This window comes from Acinetobacter pittii, assembly GCF_034064985.1.
Classification (GTDB): domain Bacteria; phylum Pseudomonadota; class Gammaproteobacteria; order Pseudomonadales; family Moraxellaceae; genus Acinetobacter; species Acinetobacter pittii_H.
In genome coordinates this window covers 974,492-1,000,090 of the sequence record NZ_CP139249.1, presented here as the reverse complement: position 1 = coordinate 1,000,090, position 25,599 = coordinate 974,492, and the positions used below count along the sequence as shown (strand labels likewise).

At 38.2% G+C, this 25,599-nt stretch carries 28 protein-coding genes and 1 tRNA gene; 7 read left to right on the top strand and 22 right to left on the bottom strand.

Translation table 11 applies throughout. The features are described from left to right. Positions 1-11: 11 nt before the first annotated feature. Positions 12-1,037, bottom strand: coding sequence for a tRNA dihydrouridine synthase DusB (gene dusB, locus SOI76_RS04740; protein ID WP_064785789.1), 1,026 nt, complete (start codon positions 1,035-1,037; stop codon positions 12-14). 83 nt (positions 1,038-1,120) lie between these two features. On the opposite strand from dusB, the gene SOI76_RS04735 reads away from it, so the two are divergent. Together SOI76_RS04735 and SOI76_RS04730 are read left to right on the top strand one after the other, a co-directional pair. Next, positions 1,121-2,329, top strand: coding sequence for a DUF1615 domain-containing protein (locus SOI76_RS04735; RefSeq protein ID WP_205668374.1), 1,209 nt, complete (start codon positions 1,121-1,123; stop codon positions 2,327-2,329). Then, positions 2,296-2,952 carry an HAD-IB family hydrolase gene (locus SOI76_RS04730; RefSeq protein ID WP_032053082.1) on the top strand — a complete coding sequence of 219 codons (657 nt, stop codon included), beginning with the start codon at positions 2,296-2,298 and terminating at the stop codon, positions 2,950-2,952. The genes SOI76_RS04735 and SOI76_RS04730 overlap by 34 nt, the downstream gene beginning before the upstream one ends. Positions 2,953-2,978: 26 nt before the next feature. On the opposite strand, the gene proB is transcribed toward SOI76_RS04730, so the two are convergent. The 8 genes from proB to uvrB form a co-directional block, all read right to left on the bottom strand. Then, the gene (gene proB, locus SOI76_RS04725; RefSeq protein ID WP_104079143.1) at positions 2,979-4,112 is read right to left on the bottom strand and encodes a glutamate 5-kinase; all 1,134 of its coding nucleotides are present in this window, start codon (positions 4,110-4,112) and stop codon (positions 2,979-2,981) included. A gap of 15 nt (positions 4,113-4,127) precedes the next feature. Next, positions 4,128-5,348 (bottom strand): Obg family GTPase CgtA, encoded by a 1,221-nt coding sequence (cgtA, locus tag SOI76_RS04720; RefSeq protein WP_002118576.1) that lies wholly within the window; start codon positions 5,346-5,348, stop codon positions 4,128-4,130. A 179-nt stretch (positions 5,349-5,527) separates the two neighbouring features. Continuing rightward, positions 5,528-6,202, bottom strand: a complete 675-nt coding sequence (locus SOI76_RS04715) for a hypothetical protein (RefSeq protein ID WP_205668375.1) — start codon at positions 6,200-6,202, stop codon at positions 5,528-5,530. A gap of 11 nt (positions 6,203-6,213) precedes the next feature. Then, the gene (locus tag SOI76_RS04710) at positions 6,214-6,939 is read right to left on the bottom strand and encodes an MFS transporter (protein ID WP_205668376.1); all 726 of its coding nucleotides are present in this window, start codon (positions 6,937-6,939) and stop codon (positions 6,214-6,216) included. Between the two features lie 149 nt (positions 6,940-7,088). Further along, entirely contained in the window at positions 7,089-8,546 is a 1,458-nt protein-coding gene (gene gap, locus SOI76_RS04705; RefSeq protein WP_104079144.1) for a glyceraldehyde-3-phosphate dehydrogenase, read from the bottom strand. A gap of 216 nt (positions 8,547-8,762) precedes the next feature. Then, complete coding sequence (rarD, locus tag SOI76_RS04700; RefSeq protein WP_079284095.1) at positions 8,763-9,710, bottom strand: EamA family transporter RarD; 948 nt, start codon at positions 9,708-9,710, stop codon at positions 8,763-8,765. 111 nt (positions 9,711-9,821) lie between these two features. Next, a complete protein-coding gene (gene blc, locus SOI76_RS04695; protein WP_104079145.1) occupies positions 9,822-10,409 on the bottom strand; it encodes a lipocalin family protein in 588 nt (195 codons plus the stop codon). A gap of 92 nt (positions 10,410-10,501) precedes the next feature. Continuing rightward, positions 10,502-12,523: an excinuclease ABC subunit UvrB gene (gene uvrB / locus SOI76_RS04690; RefSeq protein WP_032053071.1), complete on the bottom strand. Its 2,022-nt coding sequence runs from the start codon at positions 12,521-12,523 to the stop codon at positions 10,502-10,504. A 180-nt stretch (positions 12,524-12,703) separates the two neighbouring features. Here uvrB and SOI76_RS04685 point away from each other — a divergent pair, with 180 nt between their 5' ends. Further along, entirely contained in the window at positions 12,704-13,495 is a 792-nt protein-coding gene (locus SOI76_RS04685; protein WP_032053069.1) for a hypothetical protein, read from the top strand. 174 nt (positions 13,496-13,669) lie between these two features. Further along, positions 13,670-15,109: a diguanylate cyclase domain-containing protein gene (yedQ, locus tag SOI76_RS04680; RefSeq protein WP_104079146.1), complete on the top strand. Its 1,440-nt coding sequence runs from the start codon at positions 13,670-13,672 to the stop codon at positions 15,107-15,109. A 29-nt stretch (positions 15,110-15,138) separates the two neighbouring features. Here the strand turns inward: yedQ and SOI76_RS04675 are convergent, their stop codons facing one another. After that, a complete protein-coding gene (locus SOI76_RS04675) occupies positions 15,139-15,318 on the bottom strand; it encodes a hypothetical protein (RefSeq protein ID WP_002118942.1) in 180 nt (59 codons plus the stop codon). A gap of 207 nt (positions 15,319-15,525) precedes the next feature. Between SOI76_RS04675 and aspC the strand changes: the two genes are divergently transcribed. Further along, entirely contained in the window at positions 15,526-16,761 is a 1,236-nt protein-coding gene (gene aspC / locus SOI76_RS04670; protein ID WP_104079147.1) for a pyridoxal phosphate-dependent aminotransferase, read from the top strand. Positions 16,762-16,815: 54 nt separating this feature from the next. Here aspC and SOI76_RS04665 read toward each other — a convergent pair whose 3' ends face one another. Then, entirely contained in the window at positions 16,816-17,658 is an 843-nt protein-coding gene (locus tag SOI76_RS04665) for a DMT family transporter (RefSeq protein WP_146065064.1), read from the bottom strand. Between the two features lie 239 nt (positions 17,659-17,897). Between SOI76_RS04665 and SOI76_RS04660 the strand changes: the two genes are divergently transcribed. Then, positions 17,898-18,335, top strand: a complete 438-nt coding sequence (locus SOI76_RS04660; protein ID WP_104079148.1) for a PaaI family thioesterase — start codon at positions 17,898-17,900, stop codon at positions 18,333-18,335. 15 nt (positions 18,336-18,350) lie between these two features. Here the strand turns inward: SOI76_RS04660 and SOI76_RS04655 are convergent, their stop codons facing one another. Together SOI76_RS04655 and SOI76_RS04650 are read right to left on the bottom strand one after the other, a co-directional pair. Next, the gene (locus tag SOI76_RS04655; protein ID WP_205668377.1) at positions 18,351-18,782 is read right to left on the bottom strand and encodes a hypothetical protein; all 432 of its coding nucleotides are present in this window, start codon (positions 18,780-18,782) and stop codon (positions 18,351-18,353) included. A gap of 41 nt (positions 18,783-18,823) precedes the next feature. After that, entirely contained in the window at positions 18,824-18,970 is a 147-nt protein-coding gene (locus SOI76_RS04650) for a hypothetical protein (RefSeq protein ID WP_079284123.1), read from the bottom strand. Between the two features lie 46 nt (positions 18,971-19,016). Here SOI76_RS04650 and SOI76_RS04645 point away from each other — a divergent pair. Further along, a tRNA-Asn gene (locus SOI76_RS04645) sits at positions 19,017-19,092 on the top strand. A gap of 167 nt (positions 19,093-19,259) precedes the next feature. Here SOI76_RS04645 and SOI76_RS04640 read toward each other — a convergent pair. The 9 genes from SOI76_RS04640 to lepB form a co-directional block, all read right to left on the bottom strand. Beyond that, entirely contained in the window at positions 19,260-20,018 is a 759-nt protein-coding gene (locus tag SOI76_RS04640) for an SDR family oxidoreductase (RefSeq protein WP_017386245.1), read from the bottom strand. 273 nt (positions 20,019-20,291) lie between these two features. Next, positions 20,292-20,936 carry a tRNA-(ms[2]io[6]A)-hydroxylase gene (gene miaE, locus SOI76_RS04635; protein ID WP_014207364.1) on the bottom strand — a complete coding sequence of 215 codons (645 nt, stop codon included), beginning with the start codon at positions 20,934-20,936 and terminating at the stop codon, positions 20,292-20,294. Positions 20,937-20,942: 6 nt separating this feature from the next. After that, positions 20,943-21,668, bottom strand: a complete 726-nt coding sequence (gene pdxJ, locus SOI76_RS04630; RefSeq protein ID WP_017386244.1) for a pyridoxine 5'-phosphate synthase — start codon at positions 21,666-21,668, stop codon at positions 20,943-20,945. Between the two features lie 13 nt (positions 21,669-21,681). Beyond that, complete coding sequence (gene recO / locus SOI76_RS04625) at positions 21,682-22,395, bottom strand: DNA repair protein RecO (RefSeq protein ID WP_017480577.1); 714 nt, start codon at positions 22,393-22,395, stop codon at positions 21,682-21,684. Positions 22,396-22,404: 9 nt separating this feature from the next. Next, entirely contained in the window at positions 22,405-22,608 is a 204-nt protein-coding gene (locus SOI76_RS04620) for an NF038104 family lipoprotein (RefSeq protein WP_005067833.1), read from the bottom strand. Between the two features lie 17 nt (positions 22,609-22,625). After that, positions 22,626-23,648: a GTPase Era gene (gene era / locus SOI76_RS04615; protein ID WP_014207367.1), complete on the bottom strand. Its 1,023-nt coding sequence runs from the start codon at positions 23,646-23,648 to the stop codon at positions 22,626-22,628. An 11-nt stretch (positions 23,649-23,659) separates the two neighbouring features. Beyond that, on the bottom strand, positions 23,660-24,352 hold the full coding sequence (gene rnc, locus SOI76_RS04610) for a ribonuclease III (RefSeq protein WP_005067830.1): 693 nt from the start codon (positions 24,350-24,352) through the stop codon (positions 23,660-23,662). After that, entirely contained in the window at positions 24,324-24,698 is a 375-nt protein-coding gene (locus SOI76_RS04605; RefSeq protein ID WP_032053055.1) for a DUF4845 domain-containing protein, read from the bottom strand. The genes rnc and SOI76_RS04605 overlap by 29 nt, the downstream gene beginning before the upstream one ends. 24 nt (positions 24,699-24,722) lie before the next feature. Continuing rightward, on the bottom strand, positions 24,723-25,550 hold the full coding sequence (gene lepB / locus SOI76_RS04600; protein WP_005067825.1) for a signal peptidase I: 828 nt from the start codon (positions 25,548-25,550) through the stop codon (positions 24,723-24,725). Between the last annotated feature and the right edge of the window lie 49 nt (positions 25,551-25,599).

Genomic DNA, 25,599 nt, shown 5'->3' with positions numbered 1-25,599 from the left:
TGGCTTTTTATTTAATGAGTTTCTAGTAAGTTAACCTGCTCAACTTGTACATCACTCATCAAATTGCCTTCAGCCAATAACTGATTAAAATAGTTTTCGACCACTAATGCTTGTTCAGCAGTGCTTTCAACTTTATACATATTTTGGCGAAATTCGTTACTTGAGCGTAAACCTTTTGTGTACCAAGCAATGTGTTTGCGGGCAATACGGCATCCAGAGTATTCGCCATAAAATTGATATAACTCAGTCAAATGTCCTAAAAGTACATCTTTGACTTCTTCAATATTAGGCGCAGCTAAGTGCTCTCCAGTTTTTAAATAATGAGCAATTTCACGGAAAATCCAGGGACGACCTTGAGCAGCACGACCAATCATGATTGCATCGGCTCCTGTATAGTCGAGCACATATTTTGCCTTTTCAGGACTATCAATATCACCGTTCGCAATAAGTGGAATATTGATTAATTCTTTAACATGTTTGATCAAATCATAACGTGCTGTATTTAAATACATGTCTTCGCGAGTACGGCCATGTAAAGCTAGCGCGGCAATCCCCGCTTCTTCTGCCCTTTTTGCGACTCTTAAAATATTTTCCTGGCCATTTAAAAAGCCCAAACGGGTTTTCAAAGTCACGGGAACATCAACAGCAGCGACCACTGCATCAAGTATTCGAGCCACTAAGTCTTCATCTTGTAATAACGCTGAACCTGCGAGTTTATTACATACTTTCTTGGCAGGACATCCCATATTGATATCAACAATTTGTGCGCCATTTGCAACTTGATAGCGTGCAGCCTCTGCTAATTGCTCAGGATCAGAACCTGCAATTTGAGCAGAGATTGGAGCGAGCTCACCATCAAAGTTCGCACGGTAAAGGCTCTTTTTGCTCATCCGCAAAGTTTTATCAGCAGTCATCATTTCACTGACTGCATGGCCTGCGCCAAAATACTTGCAGAGTGTTCTAAATGGACGGTCAGTAACTCCCGCCATAGGAGCAACAATTAAATTATTTGACAGTTGATAGGGACCAATATACATATATATTCATACAATTGATGATCAACATAGTATACTTCATCCGCTTAATCGGCTCATCTTTTTATGCAGGTGCTTTCCTCGCCATGAACAAACCGTTGTCTTCCCGTTTTTTATTAAAATCATTCGGTATGGTCGCCGTATGCATGAGTTTAGCTGCTTGTGGTGATAAAGCTTGGTGGTCAAACAATGATGAGCCTGAACTAGAAAGCCAACAGATTAAACGTCTAATTCCATCACGTGTGCATGACCGTGAGTCATGGGCTAAAGATATTGATGACATTATGAAAGACTTGGATATTCCTAAAACCAAGAAAAATGTCTGTAGTATTGTGGCTGTAGTTGATCAAGAATCTAACTTTGTTGCCAACCCTCAAGTGCCGGGATTAGGTCAAAAGGCGGTTGAAGAAGTTAGTACACGTTTAAATGAAAAATTTGAAGATAAGCTTGGCAAAACTGTTGGTGGAACAATTGCCGGTTATTTTGAAGAAGTACTAAGAACTCAGCCTTCTCCTGATAACAACTATATGAGCCAAATGCGTAAAGTTAAAACCGAGAAAGAACTCGATTTACTTTACCGAGAAATTTTCGACTTCATGGCTAAACACTATCATGTGAGTGCCTTAACTGGTGCAGCCAAATTGGTTGGTCAAGATATTGGCGAGAAAATGAACCCTATTACGACTTTGGGTTCAATGCAAGTTCATATTAACTATGCGAAAGCTAATAAGCGTTCAAGTATGAGTACTGCTGCGCTTCGCGATGATCTATATACCGAATATGGTGGTCTATATTACGGCATACATCGTTTAATGGTTTATCCAGCAGACTATGATAAAGCCATTTATCGATTTGCAGATTATAACTCTGGTATGTACTCTAGCCGTAATGCAGCTTTTCAAAAAATGCTACGAGAACTTACCGATAAAGATATAAGTCTTGATGGTGATCTACTTCTTTACACAAAAGATGGCGATCCGCGTGCTGCTCAAAGCCAGTCTGAAAAAGAACTGATTACAGTATTTGCAAAAAATAATATCTTAGTTACACCAAGACAGATACGTAATGATCTTAAATTAGAAAAAGAGAAAAAGTTTGAGAGTACTCAAACTTATATTGCATTGACTAAACTTTATAAATCAAAAACTGGTAAAGAGCCACTCTATGCAATAATGCCTCAAGTGGTGATTTCTGGGCCTAAATTAAGTCGTGATTATAATACCAATTGGTATGCAACCCGCGTAAACGGACGATATGAAACATGTATGCAACGAGCGAAACGAATAAGACTATAAAAAGTCTCGCCCTGTTCGATTTTGATGGAACCTTGTGTAGTAAAGATAGTTTTACAGGGTTCATCTTTTATGCTTTATCTAAGCGTCACATTGTTAAGCAAGGCTTGAAAATTCTGCCATGGATTCAAGCCTACTATCTTAACTTTTATCCGGCCCATGCTATGCGTGCCAAGTTATTCCGTAGCATGTTTAAAGATACCCCTGCAATTGAATTGCAAAGATTAGGTGAAGAATACGCACAAGAGTTAGTCTCTGCGCTTTCGCCAGAAATTTTTACTCAGTTACAACACCATCAATTGCGTGGTGATCAGGTTGTATTAGTTTCAGCTTCAATTGATGTCTATCTTGCTCCACTTTGTAAGTTACTAGATATCGAGTTGATTTGTACCGAAACTCAAATTAAAAACGGTAGGATGACAGGTTACTACTCCACTCCGGATTGTAGTAGTGAACAAAAGAAGTTAAGAATACATCAGCAATATATGCTACAGCATTACCACCAGATCTATGCGTATGGTAATAGCTCAGAAGACCTAGACATGCTGAGCCTTGCCACACATCCCTATATGGTTGGTGAAGACCGTGTTTTACCTCGTTTAACCCCAGAAAAAAAGCTCGCATAAAGCGAGCTTTTTTATTTGAACAAAACTTAATAAATTGCCATATGATCACGGTGAATCATTTCAAGTGAACGAGCTTCACCAAGCACTTGATAAACTTTATCTGAGGCTAAGCCTTTAATAATTTCGGCTGATCGTGAACTAAAGTTTACTCGACCTACCGCAATACGTTTACCTTGCTTATCGACACATTCAACCACATCACCACGATCAAAATGTCCTTCAACATTTTTAACTCCAACAGGGAGCAAACTGCGATGTTTCAATTTAATCGCTTCAACAGCACCATCATCAATCACAAGACGACCTGCTGTTTGTAAATGAGCAGCAAGCCACTGTTGATGAGCAGTCATGCGGTCTTTATCTGTAGTAAATAAAGTACCTAGCATCTCACCAGCCATCGCACGTGACAGGACATTATCACTTTCACCACTCGCGATGAGGGTTGGGCAGCCCGATTTAGCAGCTAAACGTGCAGCACGAACTTTAGTGACCATTCCACCTCGCCCGAGCACACCACCACCACCGGCCATGTCGAATAAATCATCATCCATAGCACGAACGGTAGAGAGTAATTTAGCCTCAGGATTATGACGCGGATCTGAGTCAAACATACCTTGCTGATCCGTTAAAATGATCAGTAATTCTGCGTGAACCTGACCTGCCACCATTGCAGCTAACGTATCGTTATCGCCAAAACGGATCTCATCGGTAGACACCGTGTCATTTTCATTAATAACAGGAATCACACGCCAATCAATCAAGTTTTGCAAAGCATCACACGAGTTCAGATAACGACGGCGGTCTGCCAGATCATCATGAGTCAATAAAACCTGAGCAGTACGAATACCATGGTTTTCAAGCACACTAGACCAAGTATGAATTAAGCCCATCTGCCCAATTGCAGCACAGGCTTGTAGACTGGGTAGGTCGGTGGGTCGACTCGCAAGCTTCATACGAACCATACCTTCTGCTACAGCTCCTGAAGACACTAAAATAATCTCGTGTCCGGCATTGTGCAGATCTGCAATCTGTTTCGCCCAATGCGAAATAGCATCCAGATCTAAACCTTGCCCATTAGCTGTAAGTAAAGATGATCCGATTTTAACAACGACTCGTTTACACTCACTGAGCTGACGTTGCCCATCGACCACTTCTATCATGTTTCCCTCGGTTTTCTAGTCACGAACGTAGATGACTTCTACATCATTGTCGTCTTCATCATCGTCAAAATCATCATCATCGTCCATCATGCTTTCGAGACGTTGTGCTCGACGCATTGCACGATATGCTTCTTTTGCCGCAATGGTTTGTTCACGTGTTTCAACTTCTAGTTGTTCACGGAAAGCTCTTACTTCTGCTGCGTATTCAGGATCTTCAACTTCGCGTTCACGTTGTTGTTCAATTTGATCCATCAGGTAATACACAACTTCTTTTGTACCTTCGCTTAATAAGCCCGATGTCTTAAAGACAGGTCCAGTCCACTCTAGTTCATCTAGAATGTGCTGACACCACTCTTCGCGGCTTTCTTCAGCAATCTGATCAAGTTTATTGAGTACTAAAACAACTGGTAATTTTGCTAAAGTTGGTGAAAACTTAGCCAACTCATTCATAATCGCTTTTGCATTATGCGCTGGATCAGAACCATCAATTGGTTGTACATCAATAATGTGTAAAAGAATACGAGTACGTGCTAAATGTTTAAGGAAACGAATTCCTAAACCTGCACCTTCTGCTGCACCCTCGATTAACCCAGGAATATCGGCCATTACAAATGAACGATGGCGGTCAGCATCGACTACACCCAAGTTTGGAACCATGGTTGTAAATGGATAATCTGCCACTTTTGGTTTTGCAGCACTTACAGCACGAATGAAAGTAGATTTACCGGCATTTGGCATACCCAGCAAACCAACATCAGCCAATACTTTTAATTCAAGACGAATTTCGCGGAACTCACCTTTTGTACCAGTCGTACATTTACGCGGTGCACGGTTAGTTGATGATTTAAAGTGAGTGTTACCTAAACCACCTTCACCACCACCAGCAACCAGAATTCTTTGGCCGTCTTCAACCAAATCGCCAATAATATCGCCTGAATCTGTATCAACAATTGTTGTACCAACGGGTACTTTTAAAACCACATCTTCACCACCACGTCCAGTACAGTTAGCACCTGCACCGTTCTTTCCGCGCTCAGCACGGAATTTACGCGTGTAACGGTAATCGACTAGCGTACTTGTATCATCATCAGCTTGGATATAGATACTTCCACCACGTCCGCCATCACCACCATCTGGGCCACCAAATGGTACAAATTTTTCACGGCGAAAACTGGCTACGCCATTGCCACCGTCGCCAGCCTCTACGGTAATGACTGCTTCATCAACAAAGCGCATCTGCCAATCCTCTAAAAACTCTAAAACCGCCTATTCTGCCATATTTTCATAAAATTCTCGAATAGAAAATGGAACAATTCCATTTATAACGATCTGTTTTATCTTTAATCCAGCAGATGCTTTTAGTTTTGCAAATCGGATCCTTATAAAAAATAAAATTTAGCCAATTTATTTAATTATCAAGGATGAATATTGCGCAGAGGTAAGGTCATTTGCATATCAAGATTTGCTTTTGTTTTTGGCACAGAATTATACATGATGGCATTAAATGAAGAGACATTCCCCATTTCCATAGGGTCATTCACGTTTAGGCTTGGTTTAAACTGATGTTTCACCGATAAATTTACAGGTTCATCGAATTCAAAATAAACTGGACCATCAAAAACAATTTTAACGGGAACGGTATAACTACGTTTTAAATTAAAAGGCACATCCAATTTAATAGGAATATCTAATTTAAGCGGAAATTTTGGTAAAAATTTACTTTGATAAACCAAATCTGTTGTGGTTTCCAAAGGCATAACCTGATCAATTTTTAGAGTTGTTGAATAGTCCACGCTTACCGTAATAGGTGTTTCTACGGCAAAATTTAAATCTGCTAAATATTTGCCTTTTAAAGGTAAAGTTAATTGACGGTCTATATCTAATGTTGTATCAAGTTTACCAATAGACTGAACTTGTAAAGTATTGCCAACTTGAATTTTTGTTTCTAGAGAGTCAGGTAAACTAATATCAGCATTATGAGCAGAAACGACTAAATTTGCCTGAATGTTGAGATACACCCAAAACATAATAGCTGCAAGAATCATCATTAAAAAGAAACTGATTACCATACTCTTGAGTGAACGAAACATTAGCATCCACCCTATTGATCAGCTGTTTTCTGTGATGTTTCTGAACCTATTACTCGATTTAATCGCATAGTGGACAGAGGAATTTTTAACTCACCATTTGCAATCTTAACAGGTAAAGTATTTTTCACATCAACCGAAGCATTTAATGCTGTTTTGACAGGTACATTTAAATTTCCTTCAATTGGGATATTCGTGTCTAATCTAGCTTTTAGAGGAATATGTAGATTTTCTTTTAATACCGTGCGTACCGGCGCATCAAATTTTAAATGAACCTTTTGCTCAAGCGGAACCTTAATATCAATTGGCACATCAAGTTTTAATGGAATCGTTCCTTTCAATGGTAATGTAATATCACGTCCTAAAACTCGCACCTGAATCTTAGTATCAATGGGTAGATTTTGCTCAACTTTTAATGTTTCTTTGACTGGAATGGTTGTGCTAATCGGCACCATATTATCGAAGTAAACACGCGGAGTTAATGTTTGTGTTAAAGGAATATTCAGTTTCTCATCAATCGGAATACTGGCATTTACGCGCCCCTTTACATCCACATTTAAAGCATCTTGTACTTTAACCTTAACCTGTAGAGGCTCTTGCAAATCAATAGCAACCGCCTGATTTTTCAGTGGAATATAAATATTAAAGTGCTTAAATACCCATATTGCAATGAGTACACCACATAAATTGGCAATAATGATGAATATAAAAACGACCAACAAACGTTTAAACTGCGACAATTTCTATCCCTTACTATTTTCTTTTTTTCCTTAATTTGTATTCTCATTTATTTACAAAAAATAGTCAGCATATATTTTGTACGGTTGTAAAAAAACCCAGTCTAAACTGGGTCTTTTTGTGAAAATATTTTATAGATCGTTAAATGATCTTAAGCATTCAATTCTGCTGGAATTTTTTTGTAGCTTACGCCGCACATTTGTTCAGCAATACGTAATACCTGACAGCTATAACCAACTTCGTTATCGTACCAAACGTAAGCAGTTAAACGGTTACCAGAAGTAATCGTTGCTTGAGCATCGTATACACCTGCTGTACGAGAACCGATAAAGTCACTCGATACAACTTCAGTCGAGTTGGTATAACCAATTTGACCTTGAAGGCTAGAGTTAATCGAGATTTGACGAATGTATTCATTCACTTCTTCGCGATCAACTTCTTTATCAAGTGTTAAATTCAAGATTGCAAGAGATACGTTTGGTGTAGGAACACGTACAGAGTTACCAGTTAACTTACCTTTCAATGCAGGTAATGCTTTAGCAACGGCTTTAGCTGCACCAGTTTCTGTAATTACCATGTTCAAAGTAGCGGCACGGCCACGACGATCTGCTTTATGGTAGTTATCGATTAAGTTCTGGTCATTTGTAAATGAGTGAACAGTTTCAACATGACCGTTAAGAACTTTATATTTGTCATCCAACACTTTAAGAATTGGAGTGATTGCATTGGTTGTACAGCTTGCAGCAGAGATGATTTTATCTTCATCTAAGATATCTGTGTTGTTTACACCAAATACAACGTTTTTCATTTCGCCTTTACTTGGTGCAGTCAATACAACACGTGCAACGCCTGGGCATTTCAAGTGTTGGCTTAGACCTTCAGCATCACGCCATTTACCAGTGTTGTCGATTAAAAGTGCGTTTTCAATACCGTATGCAGTATAGTCAACTTCACTTGGGCTAGACGCATAAATCACTTTAATGAAGTTACCGTTAGCAATGATTGCTTCGTTTTCTTCATCAACAGAAATTGTACCAGCGAAAGTACCGTGAATAGAGTCACGACGAAGTAAAGAAGCACGTTTTGCCAAGTCACCGTCAGAAGACTTACGTACAACGATTGCTTTAAGGCTTAAACCACGACCTAAACCTGATTGGCTAATGATTAAACGAGCCAAGATACGGCCAATACGACCAAAACCGTAAAGAACTACATCTTTAGGTTGTTCAGAAGTTGCGCTTCCTTGAATTGACTCAACAGCTTGAGCAACAAAAGCATCAACATCACCGCCTTTTTCTTTATATTCAACAGCAAGTTTACCGATATCAACTTCTGCAGAACCAATGTTTTCAACTTTTGCTAAAGCTTCTAAAATTGGGAAAGTATTTACAACAGAAAGCTCAACGTCTACAACACGTGTACGGCGGTGAGTTTTCAAAATTTGAATAACAGAACGGTTAATTAAAGAGCGACCGTAAACAGATACGACAATATTTTTTTCACGGTATAATTGACCGATTAATGCAATCATACGTTCCGCGATTTCTTCACGGTTTTTCCAACGGCCTTGGTGTTCAGCGTGCAGGGCGATGATAGTGTCTTTGCTCACAGATACGTCCTCTAATTAATTATATCTAGGCGTGATTTTTAAAACCCCGTAATTGTAATGGAATTATTGACAAGAATGAATCAAAAGCTGACGTTAGTGACTAGATTTTCCTAAAATTCATCATAAATTCATAAAATACCTATAATTATTTTTTATTATCTTATTGTTTAAAACAGCTAAATTTTTGCTTTTTCTTACTTTTTAGATTCTAACGACCTAATTGAACTCATCATTTTTTAATCTTTTTTGATATTTCTCGATGTTGAGCTGCAAATTTTTGGACTTTTGTTGTTGTTGATAAAGATGAATTGCCCCTTCTAAAACGAGTACAAATACAGCACACCAAATCGGAATATAAGTGAACCATTCTTCTTGACCAATGCTCTCCCCTAAAACTAAAGAAGCTAAAGCAAGTAATACTGGTTCTAAATATCCTAACAGGCCAAACACAACTAAAGGTAAAAAACGGCTTGCTAAAATATAACTTCCTAAGCCAATAGCACTTAAAATTCCAAGTCCTATAATCACCAAGCTTAGCGTAGGCTGATCAAAAAACTTACTATATGGCAGTAAACCTGTATGTGTTAAATAAACCGCAACCGGCATGATAATGACTAAATCCCACCAGAAGCCACCTAAGTTGTCTGTTTTAATTTTCTTGCGTAATAAAAAGTAGGCAGAATATCCAACTGCAACCAATGCTGTTTCCCAAGCAATACTTCCTAAACGCCATATTTCATGGCTAACCCCAATGACTGCAAGAACAATCGCCACCCATTGAAATTTTGATATTTTTTCGCCATACAGCACACTTCCAGCTAAGACCAGAACCAGCGGTAATAGGAAATAACCTAAAGATACTTGTAGCCCACGTCCATGCATTGGCCCCCATAAAAAAAGCCAAAGCTGTACTGAGGTTAAAATAGAGGTCGTGATTAGCAGCAATAGTAAAGAAGGTTTAGCCAGAATACGTTGATAGATATTTTTGATATAGGCTAAATCACCACTCCACCACATAAACAAAGTTAAGAATGGTAGTGTTGCAATAATTCGCCATCCAAAAGTTTGTTCGCTATCGAGCTGACTTAATAATTGAGTATAAAAATAAAGTACACCAAAAGTGAATGATGCCATGACAGACAAGATCACGCCCTTAAACATCATCAACCTCTTAGACTTTAGTAAAAATAGCTCACTACAATACTTGATTTATCCACTATAAAAAAGAAAAAAACCATGCAAAAACATGGTTTTTTCTTAAGCAGGCATACATCACTATTCTTTATGTTCTGTACGGATAATATCTCGAATATCAAAACCTAATGTTTTTGCATAATTTAGATATTCATCTACCACTTCTTGCTCAGGATGAGGAGTTCTTGATAGAACCCAAAGGTATTTACGTGAAGGTTCTCCGACTAAAACCGTCTGATAGTCTTCATCAATTTTTAAAATCCAGTAATCCCCACGAATGACTGGAATCCATCTTACCGCTTCAGGTAAAAAACTTACCTTCAATTTGGTGTTATATGGCGGGTTAACCACAAAGGCTTCCCCGACAGATTGCTGTAATTGTTTTCTATTATCGTAGCAGCGATTATCTACGACTATATTTCCATTTTCATTTAAGGTGTAAGTTGCAGACACGTTGTAAGCACATTTTTTCTGGAAAAATGCAGGCTTACGGGCGACTTCATACCAAACACCTAAATATCGGTCTAGTTCAACTTTATAGACAGTTTGCAAGGGTTTTGGCTGAGCATAGACATAGGTTCCAACAGCTAAACCAGCCAAAACGACACCGCCCAACGCAATTTTAGCCAAACGCCAACTGGCTTGCGGAACATTATTTCGAAATGCCATTGTTGCCCTCAACGATTAGTTGTGAATACAAAGAACTCAATTATCTACACTAGCTTGTTTTTTAAACACATTATGTAGCGTTATGTATTCGTTTATTGCAACATTTGCGCTTTTAATCGAATGATTTGATCACGTATCCGCGCTGCCTGTTCAAACTGTAAATCTTTCGAGGCTTTTAACATCTCTTTTTCTAGTTTAGTAATATGCTTACTAAACAATTTTGGATCAGAGAGAATATGTCTTTCGTCAGCACTTAAAGCTTGTGCTTGTTCAAGCACCTTCTCATCAATTTCGTCGTCTGAAAGCACTTCGCCTGAATCAATTTCTTTGATGACCTGACGAACAGCACTACGTGGCGTAATACCATGTAACTCGTTAAACTCGATTTGTTTAGCTCTACGGCGTTCAGTCTCATCTATTGCTTTTTGCATAGAATCAGTGATTCGGTCAGCATATAAAATTGCTTTACCTTTCACGTTACGCGCAGCACGACCAATCGTTTGAATGAGTGAACGCTCTGAACGTAAAAAGCCTTCTTTATCTGCATCTAAAATAGCAACTAAAGAAACTTCTGGCATGTCGAGACCTTCACGCAGTAAGTTAATACCGACCAACACATCGAACACACCTGTACGTAACTCATGAATAATTTTGACACGTTCAACCGTATCAATATCTGAGTGTAAGTAAGCAACCTTAACCCCATATTCTTTTAAATAAGAAGTCAGATCTTCTGCCATACGTTTTGTTAAAGTAGTCACCAATACACGTTCATTTAGGTTCTTACGAATATTAATCTCAGAAAGAACATCATCAACTTGAGTTAATACAGGACGAACTTCAATTTCAGGGTCGATTAGTCCTGTTGGACGTACCACTTGCTCAACAACTTGGTCAGACTTTTCTAGCTCATATCTAGCTGGTGTCGCACTTACAAAAATGGTCGTCGGGACAATGCGCTCCCACTCTTCAAATTTCATTGGTCGATTATCAAGTGCACTTGGTAAACGGAAACCATAATTCACTAAATTTTCTTTACGAGATCGGTCACCTTTATACATTGCTCCAATTTGCGGAACAGTAACGTGTGACTCATCAATAATCAGCAATGCATCTTCAGGTACATAATCAAATAAAGTTGGAGGCGCTTCACCAGCTGGACGGCCCGATAAATGACGTGAATAGTTTTCGATACCATTGGTATACCCCAACTGTTGCATCATTTCCAAATCATAGCGGGTGCGCTGCTCAATACGCTGAGCTTCCAGCAATTTGTCATGTTCACGGAAGAATTTAAGCTGATCTTGTAACTCATCTTTAATTGTATCAATGGCACGAGTCAGATGATCTTTCGGCGTTACATAGTGGCTTTTTGGATAAATCGTAACACGTGGAACTTTACGGACCATTTTACCCGTTAACGGGTCAAACCAACGGATCGAATCGACCTCGTCATCAAATAGTTCAATACGAATCGCGTGTTGATCAGATTCGGCAGGGAAAATATCAATAATTTCGCCGCGAATTCGATATGTACCACGTAAGAACTCAAGTTCATTACGCGTATATTGCATTTCAACCAAACGGCGGATAATTTCATCACGACTTACGCGGTCGCCCTCAACCACATGCAGTAACATTTGCATATAAGCATTCGGGTCACCCAAACCATAAATTGCAGAAACCGATGCCACAATAATTGCATCACGACGCTCTAATAAAGCGCGTGTTGCTGATAGTCGCATCTGATCAATGTGATCGTTAATAGCGGCATCTTTTTCAATAAAAGTATCTGAGGATGGAACGTAAGCCTCGGGCTGGTAGTAATCGTAGTAACTTACGAAATACTCAACCGCATTATTAGGAAAGAACGCTTTAAACTCTCCATAAAGCTGAGCAGCCAATGTTTTGTTATGGGCCATCACAATTGTAGGTCGCTGTGTTTGAGCGATCACATTTGCCATGGTATAGGTTTTACCCGAGCCAGTTACACCCAGTAATAACTGATTACGAAAACCATGCTCGATACCATTTACCAGCTTTTCAATGGCCTGTGGCTGATCACCTGCTGGCTGATAATGAGTGACCAAATCAAAAGGTTGATTTTCGTTCAAAGTTATCTCTCTTTATGAAAAAATTGAATTTAACGTCTCCCCTTTTAATGGGGATTTTTATCTTAATTTAAAGTCTAAATTGAGCTGGAAATTCAATGTAAAAGATTAAGCATCTTAATACTTGACCAATACCCTAATCGGTTGCAACATGAAGCTATCCATTAAACAAAAAGTATAACCATGACCTATCAATATCATGATGAAAGTATTGTAACCGAACTTCCTGAAGATACAGTTTTTGTATTTGGAAGTAATCTTGCTGGACAACACGGTAGCGGTGCAGCGCGCGTTGCAAGTCAGCACTTCGGAGCAGTTGAAGGTGTAGGTCGTGGCTGGGCTGGACAGAGCTTTGCAATTCCAACTTTAAATGAACACATTCAACAAATGCCACTTTCCCAAATTGAGCACTATGTTGAAGACTTCAAAATTTATGCAAAAAATCATCCTAAAATGAAATATTTTGTTACTGCTTTAGGTTGTGGTATTGCGGGTTACAAAGTTTCGGAAATTGCTCCTCTTTTTAAAGGTATTTATCACAACGTTATTTTTCCGGAATCTTTTAAACCTTATGTTGAAGATAATGCGGTATCTCAGTTTCCGACTTTAACTCAAAAGATGGTACAAAGTTTCATTAATGATGAAGTTATTTTTTACTTTAACCATGGCAGTGAATCTTTTGAAGAAGCCTTAGATAAAACAGATTTATCTGATGCCGAAAAAGCCATAGCACTGATTGTTTTAAATGAAGAGTTGTATCCACGAGATCGTTATGGACGAGGCCGTGATCATGAGCTTAGTGATATTTTAGGGAAGCTCAATGGTAAAATTTTTAATCTTCACGGAAATTCTGAAGGTGCCATGATTTTTGTCAGTGCTGTTGTTGCACTGATGGAACTTTACGATTTTGATGAACAAGATTTTATCAAACTATGGCGTGGCGAAAAAAATATTGACCACCCGATTAATCGTTAAGTTTTCTTATAAATTATGAGTTAAGCAGGTCAAATCTGCTTTCTCATTATTTTATTTTTACTTACGTTTAATCTTTTTATTTTTAATTATTCTAATAGATTTAAACTCTTTACTCTCCCAAATATTAATTTTTCTCATTATACTTTAAGGCAAACTGAATACTTAAAGAAACATATGGAAACTTTAGATTCTTCGATTTTTGACCTTAGCCCAATTCCAATGTGGATTGAGGATTTCAGTGAAGTTAAAAAACAATTTGATTTATGGAGAAATCAAGGCATTGAAAACCTGCATGAATTTTTAAATCAAAATCAAAATTTAATTACTGAATGTGCCCATAAAATTAAAATAATTCGCGTTAATCAAAAAACATTAGAACTTTTTGAAGCAGAAACACAAGAAGAATTGTGCTCCAGTTTAAATTTGATTTTCAAAAAGGAAATGTTTGAATCACATATTTATGAGCTAGAAGAACTTTGGAATGGTAAAACTCATTTTTCAAGTACTACGGTGAATTACACTTTATCAGGAAAACGCATTGATGTTCAGCTCAGAGGTTCTATTTTACCTGGCTTTGAATCTAACTTTGAACGTGTATTAATTACCACTGAAGATATTACGCCCTATCAAAATGCGCTTCGTCAGGAAGAAAAAAATCGTCGCTTAGCTGAATCAATGTTTATTTACTCACCGACTTCGCTGTGGGTCGAAGATTTCAGTCGTATAAAAAATAGAATTGATCAACTTAGGCTATTAGGAATTGAAGATTTTAGAACTTTTCTAGATGTTCATCCTGAATTTGTCCGCCAGTGTGTAGAAGATATTCTGATTTTAGATGTTAATCAGGCCACTATAGATTTATTTAAGGCGCCAGATAAGTCTACCCTTCTTAGAAATACACATAAGATTTTTGCTGAAGAAATGGTTGAGACCTTTCGAGAACAACTCATCGAGTTATGGCAAGGTAATATCCATCATAAACGTGAAGCCGTTAACTACGCTTTAGATGGCCAAATCAGAAATGTCTTGCTGCAATTTACCGTTTTTCCCGGATATGAAGATACTTGGGGGCTGGTACAAGTTGCACTGACAGATATTACTGCACGAAAAAAAGCGGAAAACTACCTTGAATATTTAGGGCAACACGACGTCCTCACCAAACTATATAACCGTGCTTTTTTTACAGAGGAACTAAATCGTTTAAACCGAAGTATTATTCGACCAGTTTCTTCAATTTTTTTAGATATGAATGGATTAAAAGAAACAAATGACCACTTTGGGCATGATATTGGAGATGGTTTATTACGCCGTGTTGGAAATATTTTAAGTCAGGCTATTTCAAATACAGCATATACGGCTTCTAGAATAGGTGGCGATGAGTTCGTGATCTTAATGCCAGGTGCAGATGAAGCGAACGTTCAAATTATGCTTCAAACCATTCAGGAGCTTTTTAATATCGACAATCAATATTATTCAAGCCATCCAATTAGCATCGCAATTGGACATGCAACGACTCAAGTCAATGAACAAATTGAGGACATGTTAAAACGAGCAGACCATCACATGTACCAAAAGAAAAAAAGTTATTATCAAGAAATTTTATTCAATCAATAAAAAACAGGCATATAGCCTGTTTTTCAAAATTAGCGTTTTCCCATAGAACGACGCGTACCACGTGGAGGCATCCATGTTCTATCCGCGTATTGCTCTGGTTTTGGACGCACTTGGTTGTGTACCGCATCATCTGCTTGATTGCTTTCATTCGGCATTGGGAATGGCAATTTCACCAAAGCCTTTTTCTGTTTTGGCTGTTGCTCAGTCATGATTCATTCTCGAAATTTCGATTGCGACCTATTATAAATGATTTTTATCATTTCTTTTCAAAAAAGCTTTAATTGTATAAATCTTGCTTAAGATTATTACCAAACTAAACTTTTTTACATCTGAGAGGAATCACTTCCGCAAATTGCTTAATTTTTGCGATAAGATAGGATGCTTTTTATTTTTAATCCCATAAGAGGAATATTGCCGTGGACGTACGTCTTTCTGATCGTGTCAATGCTATCAAACCGTCCCCTACACTTGCTGTAACGAACAAAGCTGCTGAACTTAAAGCTGCTGGCAAGAACGTGATTGGTTTAGGTGCTGGCGAGCCAGATTTTGATACCCCTCAACACATCAAAGATGCTGCAATTGAAGCGATTAATAATGGTTTCACCAAATATACGGCTGTAGATGGTACTCCTGGGTTAAAAAAAGCAATTATTGCTAAGTTTAAGCGTGATAATAATCTTGATTATCAAGCGAACCAGATTTTGGTTTCTTGTGGTGGTAAGCAAAGCTTCTTTAACTTAGCACTTGCTCTATTAAACAAAGGCGATGAAGTGATCATTCCAGCACCTTTCTGGGTAAGCTATCCAGATATGGTTATTATTGCTGAAGGTACTCCAGTCATTGTGAAATGTGACGAAGACCAACGCTTCAAAATCACTCCTGAACAATTAGAAGCTGCGATTACACCTAACACTCGTTTAGTAGTATTAAACAGTCCATCTAACCCGACAGGTATGATTTATAGCAAAGCTGAATTAGAAGCTTTAGCTGAAGTTTTACGTCGTCATCCACAAGTATTTGTTGCATCTGACGATATGTATGAACCAATTCGTTGGGAAGATGAGTTCTACAACATCGCAACTGTTGCTCCTGATTTATATGACCGCACGATTGTATTAAATGGTGTGTCTAAAGCATATGCAATGACAGGCTGGCGTATTGGCTATGCAGCCGGTCCAGCAAAAATCATTGGTGCAATGAAAAAAATCCAATCTCAATCAACTTCAAACCCAACTTCTATTTCACAAGTTGCTGCTGAAGCTGCATTGAATGGTCCACAAGATGTTTTACAACCAATGATTGAAGCATTCAAACGCCGTCATGACCTAGTTGTAAATGGCTTAAATGATATTAAAGGTATCTCTTGCTTACCTGCTGATGGCGCTTTCTATGCCTATGCAAACATTCGTCCTCTTATTCGTGCAAAAGGCTTAAAATCTTGCACAGAGTTCTCTGAATGGTTACTAGAAGAAACTGGCGTAGCAGTTGTTCCTGGTGATGCATTTGGTTTAGGCGGTTTTATGCGTATTTCATATGCGACAGCTGATGAAGTACTCGTTGATGCGTTAGCTCGTATCAAAAAAGCTGCTGACTCAATTGAAGGTGTAGACGCTGCTATCGCTTCAATTGAAGCTGAAAAAGCTGCGAAATAATCTGCATTTTGCATAAAAGGGGTTCTCTTGAGAGAACCCTTTTTTTTCATTCACTTATGCATTTTTGGCTTTTTGCGGTCTTACATAAATAACTAATAAAATTCCAAATAAAACCATAAAACTCGATAAAATCACCCGCCCCGTTACAGCCTCATTTACAAATAGGCTTCCACCTATAATTGCCAAACACGGCACACTTAGCTGTACTGTACTCGCTGTCACTCGATCAATATGCTTCAAAATTGCATACCAGAGTACATAAGCCCCGCTTGAAGTGACACCACCCGACAAAATCGCTAAGATCCATCCTTGCAAATCAATGTATCTATCTTGGGCAAATAATATATTCGCTAACAAAACCATTGGCACAGCTAACATAAAATTTGCCAACGTACTACCAATAGGCTGCGTCATATTACGACCCGCGATGCTGTATCCCGCCCATGCCAAACCAGATATCGCCATAATTAGAGCATATCCCCAATCAGGTGTATGAGCACCCGGTAATAGCAAAACAATGATTCCAGCTAAAGCAATACATAAGCCTATACCACGATATATACCAATCTGTTCACCCTGCCAATAGCCGTAAAGCACCATGGTCAGCTGTACAACCCCAAACAATAACAATGCACCAATACCAGCGTCGATTTGAAGATAAGCATACGAAAATGCCAAAATATAAACCGCTAGAAAAAGTGCATTTTTTAGGTTCCACTGGACTTTGGCTTGAGACGATGTTGAATATAAAAAAAGTCCCAATAAAACAACTGCACCACTTGCTACTCGTATGAGGCTAAAAGTCATTGGGTCAATATGTTGGCCTGCCAAAGCCAAACGGCATAATACAGAATTCGCTGCAAAAGCCATCATTGCTAGTGCAATTTTAAAAAGCATTGTCCCTATGCTCCTGTTATTTTTTATAGTGTATAAGAAGACCTGCTTATCTATCTAATTCATTATGCAACTCATTTAATTCAGTTTTTATAATAAAGGAACTTTATATTAATTGGACAAGTTTTTAAGATTCAACTTATCAGTTCAATCTTTAACTATAGAATTGACTTATCGATGACTTAATAATAGGCTAATATCAAGTTCCATTTTAGAACTTTAAGAATTAAAGGACCCCAAAAATGAAAAATCCGATGGAAATGACTGGCCTTGAATTTTTACAAGCAATGGTAGAAGGCCATATTCCACCTGCCAGCATTAGTAAAACAATGCCTATGCAACCTACTGAAATTTCAGAAGGATCTGTTACTTTTAAAGCTCAAGCAGATCATAACCATTTAAATCCACTCGGTGGCGTACATGGCGGTTTTGCTGCTACAGTTCTAGATTCAGTGACTGGCTGTGCAGTACATACAATGTTACCTGCGGGTGTAGGTTACGGCACAATCGACCTTAACGTAAAAATGTGCCGCCCTATTCCCAAAAATCAGGCTTTAATTGCAACAGGCAACATTATTAATTTAAGCAAAAATTTAGCTATTTCCGAAGGAAAGATTATTGATGAGGAAGGTAAACTGTATGCCTATGCAACAGCAACCTGCATGATTATTCGTCCATAATCGTTAAAGGCAGCCTTAAACCGCTGCCTTTTTTTTTGATTCATCTGAATTATCTGGACGTTTACAAGTTTGTGCAATCACATACGGCGCCCAAATATTTTTAAGTTGGAGCTCTATAATTTCTTGATGCTCGGTAGACCAAGCTAAAACTTTATTTTTACCCAACAATAACTCCCCTTCTAATTGAAAAATATATAAAGATTTAGAGGGGTTTAGTAGTTTCGAGCTTTTTAAAATCTTAAGTGAATTATGCACATTCCATTTAGAGCTAAACCAAAGCTGCAATAAATCGCCTAAATACAAATCCTGCTTTTTGAAAGGATAAGCATTAACCCATGCACCTTCTACGGGTGTGTAATAAGACTCTGATTGATTTAAGATATTCAGATAATTGTGTTGATAGAAATCAAAATTAGAAAAAATAGAAGCGATCGTAAGCGTTTTCATACTTAACTCCGATTTAGCCATTTTAGTGCTGGCAAGTTGGTTTAAATCCACACTGTTTGGATTTCTCCAAACGCTTGTTCTTTTTTGAATCTAGCAATTGATTTTTTAAAGTGCAAGTAATTTCTTAACCCACCACTCAACTGATCAAATAAAAAGCATACGACACAAAAATGAAGTAAACATGACAATTTAGACTTGACCCTTCTCAAAATCTCCTTATAATCGCATGCAGATTCTCCCATAGCTCAGTCGGTAGAGCGACGGACTGTTAATCCGCAGGTCCCTGGTTCGAGCCCAGGTGGGAGAGCCAAATACTAAAAAGCCCGCAGCATTAAAGCGGGCTTTTTTTTGCCATAAATTTATCAATAATTATAAAAAATCCCCTATCAGCACATAGAGGATTTAATTTTTCTTAGAGTCTTTATTAGATTTAACGCTCTAACCTAACTCTAAAGAATCTATTTTCTTCTCAAATTATTATTCCACCTCAACCACTTTTAAAGGATTAAAAGATTGAGTGGTCGGCATCATTTCAATACGATTAATATTAATGTGTGGAGGTTGTGAAGCAATCCAAGCTACTGTATTTGCAATATCTTCAGGCAAAAGTGGATTCTTTTTATCATATAGACTGTTTACTTTATCCTCATCACCTTTAAAACGCACAAGAGAAAATTCAGTACCTCCACACAACCCTGGTTCAATGTTAGTTACGCGCACACCAGTACCAGCCAAATCAGCACGAAGATTTAGACTAAATTGCTCCACAAATGCTTTGGTTGCCCCATACACGTTACCCCCTGGGTATGGGTATGTACCTGCAATAGAGCCCATATTAATAATCAAACCTGATTTTTTCTTTACCATACTTGGCAAAATTAATCGGGTAATCGTAACAAGCCCCTTAACATTGGTATCAATCATCGTGTACCAATCATCTAATTCTGCTTTATCTGCGGGTTCCAATCCTAATGCCAATCCAGCATTATTCACCAATAAATCAATTTGATTGATTTGAAATTCAGTTGGTAAATCAACCAATGCCTTATTTATATTTTCTGCCGTATCCGTCATGTCAAATACTAATGGGTAGAATTTTTCACCAAGTTCTTGTTTTAGTTCTTCTAGTTTTTCTGCTCGTCTTCCGCAACCAATAACGTTATATCCTAACTCAATCAGCTTTTTTGAAATGCTATAACCAAAACCTGCCGATGCACCTGTAACTAATGCTAACATTCTTATATCCTTAGAAATGATCAACTATTTCAGTTGAACTCATGATGAACATATCAACCTTTATATTTACACAATATTTATTATTAGCCTAAAAAAATAAAAGTTTTTTTAAAAATTTTAAGAGAAATTAAAATCTATAAAAAATATATTTATTAAATAATTATATGTATTAAAAAACTAAAAGCAGAACATGCTTACCGCCAAAGAGATAATACTCACCAAATAAAAAAGTTTACCGTGAAAGGTAAACTTTTTTATTTGAGACATCCAAGACTAAGCAGGAATACCACTATGAAAACGGAAAGTATCATCTGGTGTTAAAATCAGATTCTTTTCAACTTCACGGATATGATCAATTCGCTGTTGAATATCCTCTTTAGGATCTTTCATTTTTGCAGTGGTTGCCACATCAAGCGCAAGAGCTAGATAGTCTTCAAAATGACGAGACTCTGACTTAAGCAAGTATCGATAATAACGTCCTAACTCATCATCTACACGCGGTGCAAGTGCATAAAAACGCTCACATGAACGAGCCTCTACGAATGCACCAATCACCAGCACATCAATTAAAGCTTCAGGCTCATATGTACGAATTTCTTTACGCAACCCACCTGCATAACGTCCGGCACTTAAACCAGTCCACTCTTGACCACGCTTAGCCATAAGCTCAAGCACTTGTTCGTAGTGAAGCATTTCTTCTCGTACAAGTTGAGCAAGTTTTACTTGTAAGTCAGGAAAGAAGCTATAGCGGAACATTAAGTTCATTGCTGTACTAGCAGCTTTCTTTTCACAATTAGCATGATCTTGCATCAAGATATCTAAATTATTGATTGCTTCATCCAACCATGCTTTTGGTGTTTGACAACCTAAAAAGGCCACCACAGGTTGCATTAATTCATCGTAATTGATACTCGACATAACCAACTATCCTGCTGCCTGAATCGCTGTTTTCATATCTTTAACAGCTTGAACCAGACCTACAAAAACACTTTCAGCAATAATTGAATGACCAATGTTTAATTCATGAATTTGTGGAATAGCTGCAATTGGCGCAATATTTTTAAGGTTAAGGCCATGACCTGCATTTACAACCAAACCTTTTGAAGCTGCATATTCAACACCTTTGATAATGCGCTCTAACTCGGCTTGTTGATCTTGCTCTGTTTCCGCATCTGCATATGCACCCGTGTGCAACTCAATCGTAGGTGCGCCACACGCAACTGCTGCATCAATTTGAGCTAAATCAGCATCAATAAATAATGATACGTCGCAACCAATAGCTGCTAAAGTTTGAGTTGCAGCTTTAACTTTTTCAAAGTTACCCACTACATCCAAACCGCCTTCAGTTGTTACTTCCTGGCGTCTTTCTGGCACAAAACACACGTGCTGCGGCTGAATTTCTTTCGCAAACTCGACCATTTCATCAGTAACAGCCAACTCTAGGTTCATACGGGTTTTTAATAATGGACGCATGCGACGTACATCGTCATCTTGGATATGGCGACGGTCTTCACGCAAATGCAAAGTAATCCCCTCTGCACCAGCTTGTTCACAAATAAGAGCAGCTTCTACAGGGTCTGGATAAGTAGTACCGCGCGCCTGTCTCAAAGTAGCAACATGGTCTATGTTTACACCAAGCAATGCAGCCATAAATAAATCCTAATTACGATTGAGTTTGAGTATTTTGAATCCACAATTGTCGACTTTTTAGGGGACGATCTCCTAAAAGCGATGTAATCATTTGACGGTATAGTTTACCTAATAATTGCAATTGTTCGTGAGAAAAATCCTGGCCTTGCTCATAATCCAACATAGATAAAATTGCTTTACCTGACAATGAAGAACGACTTGCCTGAACAATGGGCGCAAAACCTTCAGTCACCTGAAATTGATAAAACTGGTGAGCCTGTATTGGCTGTTGCTGAGTATCAATTGAAAAATCAATCGCGTAACCCAGCTCAGGAAGCAAAACATGTTCGAACTGGCGCAAAATCTGTCTCAGAAAAAGATCAGGATTTTCATGGGAAGATAATTGCTGTAATTGAAGCAAAGTTAATTGATATTGCTCAAAAGTTTGTGGCATTGCCTCTTCTAATGGGCAAAGTCTAAGAACAATTTCATTTAGATAAAAACCAGCAAAAAAAGCATCACCAAAAAAGAAAACAGGCTGATTTAATATTTCCAGCTTAGTAAAATTTTTGAGTTCACTTTTACCTGTCGCTTGTAGCCGAATAGGCTGATATTGAGGGGGCGGAGTCTGTCTTAAAATACCATCAACTCGCCCATATTCCTGAGTAAAAAGATGCACAATATGACTTTTTTCACGGTACTTACGGTGATGAATCATATATCCATGGAGGACTTCATTGCGCATCATAAAAAGAATCTATTCCTCAGATTCTTTTTCTTTTTTATCATCCTCATCATCACCGTCAGGAATAACAGCACCTACAACAGCTGCTGTACCTTTAACTACACCTTTAGTAGTTTTATAGGCGATACCTACTGGTACGGTTACAAGCTTATATACACAACCTTGTAACATCAATGTACATCCAACTATAGCGATTAATGATGTAATTGTTTTCATACCAGCATCCTTATCCTTTAGATATCACTATATCCTAAGCTTTTTAGAGCACGCTCATCATCAGACCAGCCACCCTTCACTTTCACCCAAAGTGTGAGCATAATTTTTTGCTCAAACATTTTTTCCATGTCCTTACGAGCATCCATACCAATCGTTTTAAGCTTAGTACCTTTTTCACCAATCACAATGGCTTTTTGACCAGCGCGGTCTACAAAAATCGTTGCATCGATATAGGTACAAGCCGGCTTTAAACGACCAGTTTTTTCATTAACAGTTGCTTCTTCTGTTTTGAAAGATTCAATTTGTACTGTTAAATCATAAGGAAGCTCTTCACCCAACTGACGCATGATTTTTTCGCGAATGATTTCGCTCGCCAAGAAGCGTTCAGAGCGGTCAGTAATCTGATCAAATGAATACAATGGTGGTTGATAAGGAAGGTATTTCTCAATCGTTTCACTCAAGTGTTCTAAGTTTGCACCACGCAAAGCAGAAACAGGAACAATCTCAGCAAAATTCATAAGTTTGGCACGTTCTTGAATGAGAGGAAGAATCTCTCTTTTATCTTCAAAAGTGTCCGCCTTATTAATGACTAAAATAACCGGCATTTCAGCGTTCTTGAGTTTTTCAAGCACTAAATCGTCGTTTTGAGTCCACTTATAAGCATCGATAACGAATAAAACTAAATTAACGTCACGTAATGCAGAGTGCGCAGCGCGGTTCATCATTTTATTAATAGCACGCACTTCTTTTTTATGCATACCCGGGGTATCTACATATACCGCCTGCATTTTTTCACGTGAATCAATACCAATAATTTTATGACGTGTTGTTTGAGGTTTACGCGAAGTAATAGAGAGCTTTTGACCCAATAAATGGTTCATGAGGGTAGATTTACCCACATTTGGACGTCCCACAATCGCCACAAATCCGCTCTTAAAATCCGAAGGGATTGTTACGCCTTTGGAACTAAAAAATTGATCAATCAGATTATTAGGATCTTGGTTTTCATTTGAATCTGGATTGATTTGATCAGAATGCATCGACATGCAGGTTATTGCTCCAATAACTTTAAAATTTCCGCCGCTGCTGCCTGCTCGGCAAAACGACGACTTGAACCCTCACCATAAATCTTCGGTAAACCATCTACCACGCATTCCACTTTAAAGTGCTGATGAGGTGCATCACCCTGAATATCTACAACCTCGTAAACAGGGAGAGGTTTTTTACGTGCTTGTAGATACTCTTGTAAACGTGATTTCGGATCTTTGAGTTGATCCGTAGGTTCTATATGGTCTAAATAGGGTATGTACCATTTTAGCACAATATCTTTAAGTAAGTTGAGATCACCACTATCAAGATAGATTGCACCAATAATCGCTTCTACCGTATCTGCTAATATTGACTCGCGATGATGACCGCCAGACTTCAACTCGCCTGTACTTAATATTAAACACCGACTAAGTTGCAAATCTGTTGCAATCTTACCTAAAGCTTCCTGACGAACTAAAGTCGCTCGCATACGCGTGAGACGACCTTCATTTTCATTTGGATAGGCATGATATAGATAATTAGCGATTATCATGCCTAATAATGAATCGCCGAGAAACTCTAAGCGCTCGTAATTGTATTTGTGACTCACCGAACGATGAGTCAATGCTAACTGTAACAATTCAAGCTGCTTAAATTGATATCCGATTCGACTCAGTAAGCGAGGATCACTTAGTTTGAACTGATGTTTTATCAAAACTCTTCTCAAATGTTAAAACTAAATCAATATTGAATAAGAAAGGTTTTCTTACTTCATATTTCTTTTTGACCGTTAGACCTGACTGATTAAACACTTGAGCGATCTCTTTAAATTGGAGATCACGAATATTGTTCATTTCGAGTCGCTGATCCATTTGTGTTACAAACTTTTGTGGTGTGATCTCAGAAGAGCTTTCTTGTAAAAGCTCCTCTATCTGATTATTAATCAGCCGATCATCCCAATATGCTGGCCAAACTGCAAGTACAGCTTTTACTGCAATCGCAAATATAACCACCCCAAATAAAATTGCTAAATACGAAGTACCCTGTTGTGCCTTACGCATTTCTTTTTTTCCTAATGGTTGTTTTTAATCTATTTTTCCATTTCGGCTAAAGTTAGGAAGGTGTAAACCCGGTTCTTTATGCATCCACACGTAGAATGCTCGTCCTGTTAAGTTTTCTTCAGGAACGAACCCCCAGAAACGACTGTCTGCACTTTGATCGCGGTTATCCCCCATTGCAAAGTAATGTCCTTTTGGAACAGTCACTTCCCAATATAAACCGTCTTGGTTCGCATATTTACCATTTTCAACATAGTTGATAAACGGTGCTTGACGCGCCACATTTACGCCTTCAAGCTCACGCATCGTAAAGGTATGCTCACCAATCGTCTCTTTATGATAAATAGACGTTGGTGTATCCATCACATCTTTTTCACGACTGAATTGTGTTAATACTTTCGGTACTTTCTGCCCATTAATAATCAATTGCCCATGGTCATAAACAATATGATCACCAGGTAAACCGATTACACGTTTAATATAGCTAATAGTCGGTTGAGGTGGATAACGGAATACAATTACATCACCACGCTTCGGTTCACCTACATCAATAATTTTTTTATTAACAATAGGTAAACGCACACCATAATCAAATTTATTCACCAGAATAAAATCACCAGTTTCTAGAGTTGGCACCATAGAATCCGACGGAATATTAAACGGTTCATAAAGAAATGAACGAAGTACAAGTACTACAGCTAAAACTGGCCAAAAGTCATAGGCCCATGTAATGACAAAATTTTCGTTCCCGCGTCCTTTATTTGCACGCTGTTTTAATACAAGTTTATCTAACAACCACACTGCAAATAGAATCAGCGTAACTGGAACAAGAATTAAATTAAAATCAAAATCCACATGACCTCACTCGCAGCCTCGCTGCTTGTATTACAGTGGGGAAAGGAAA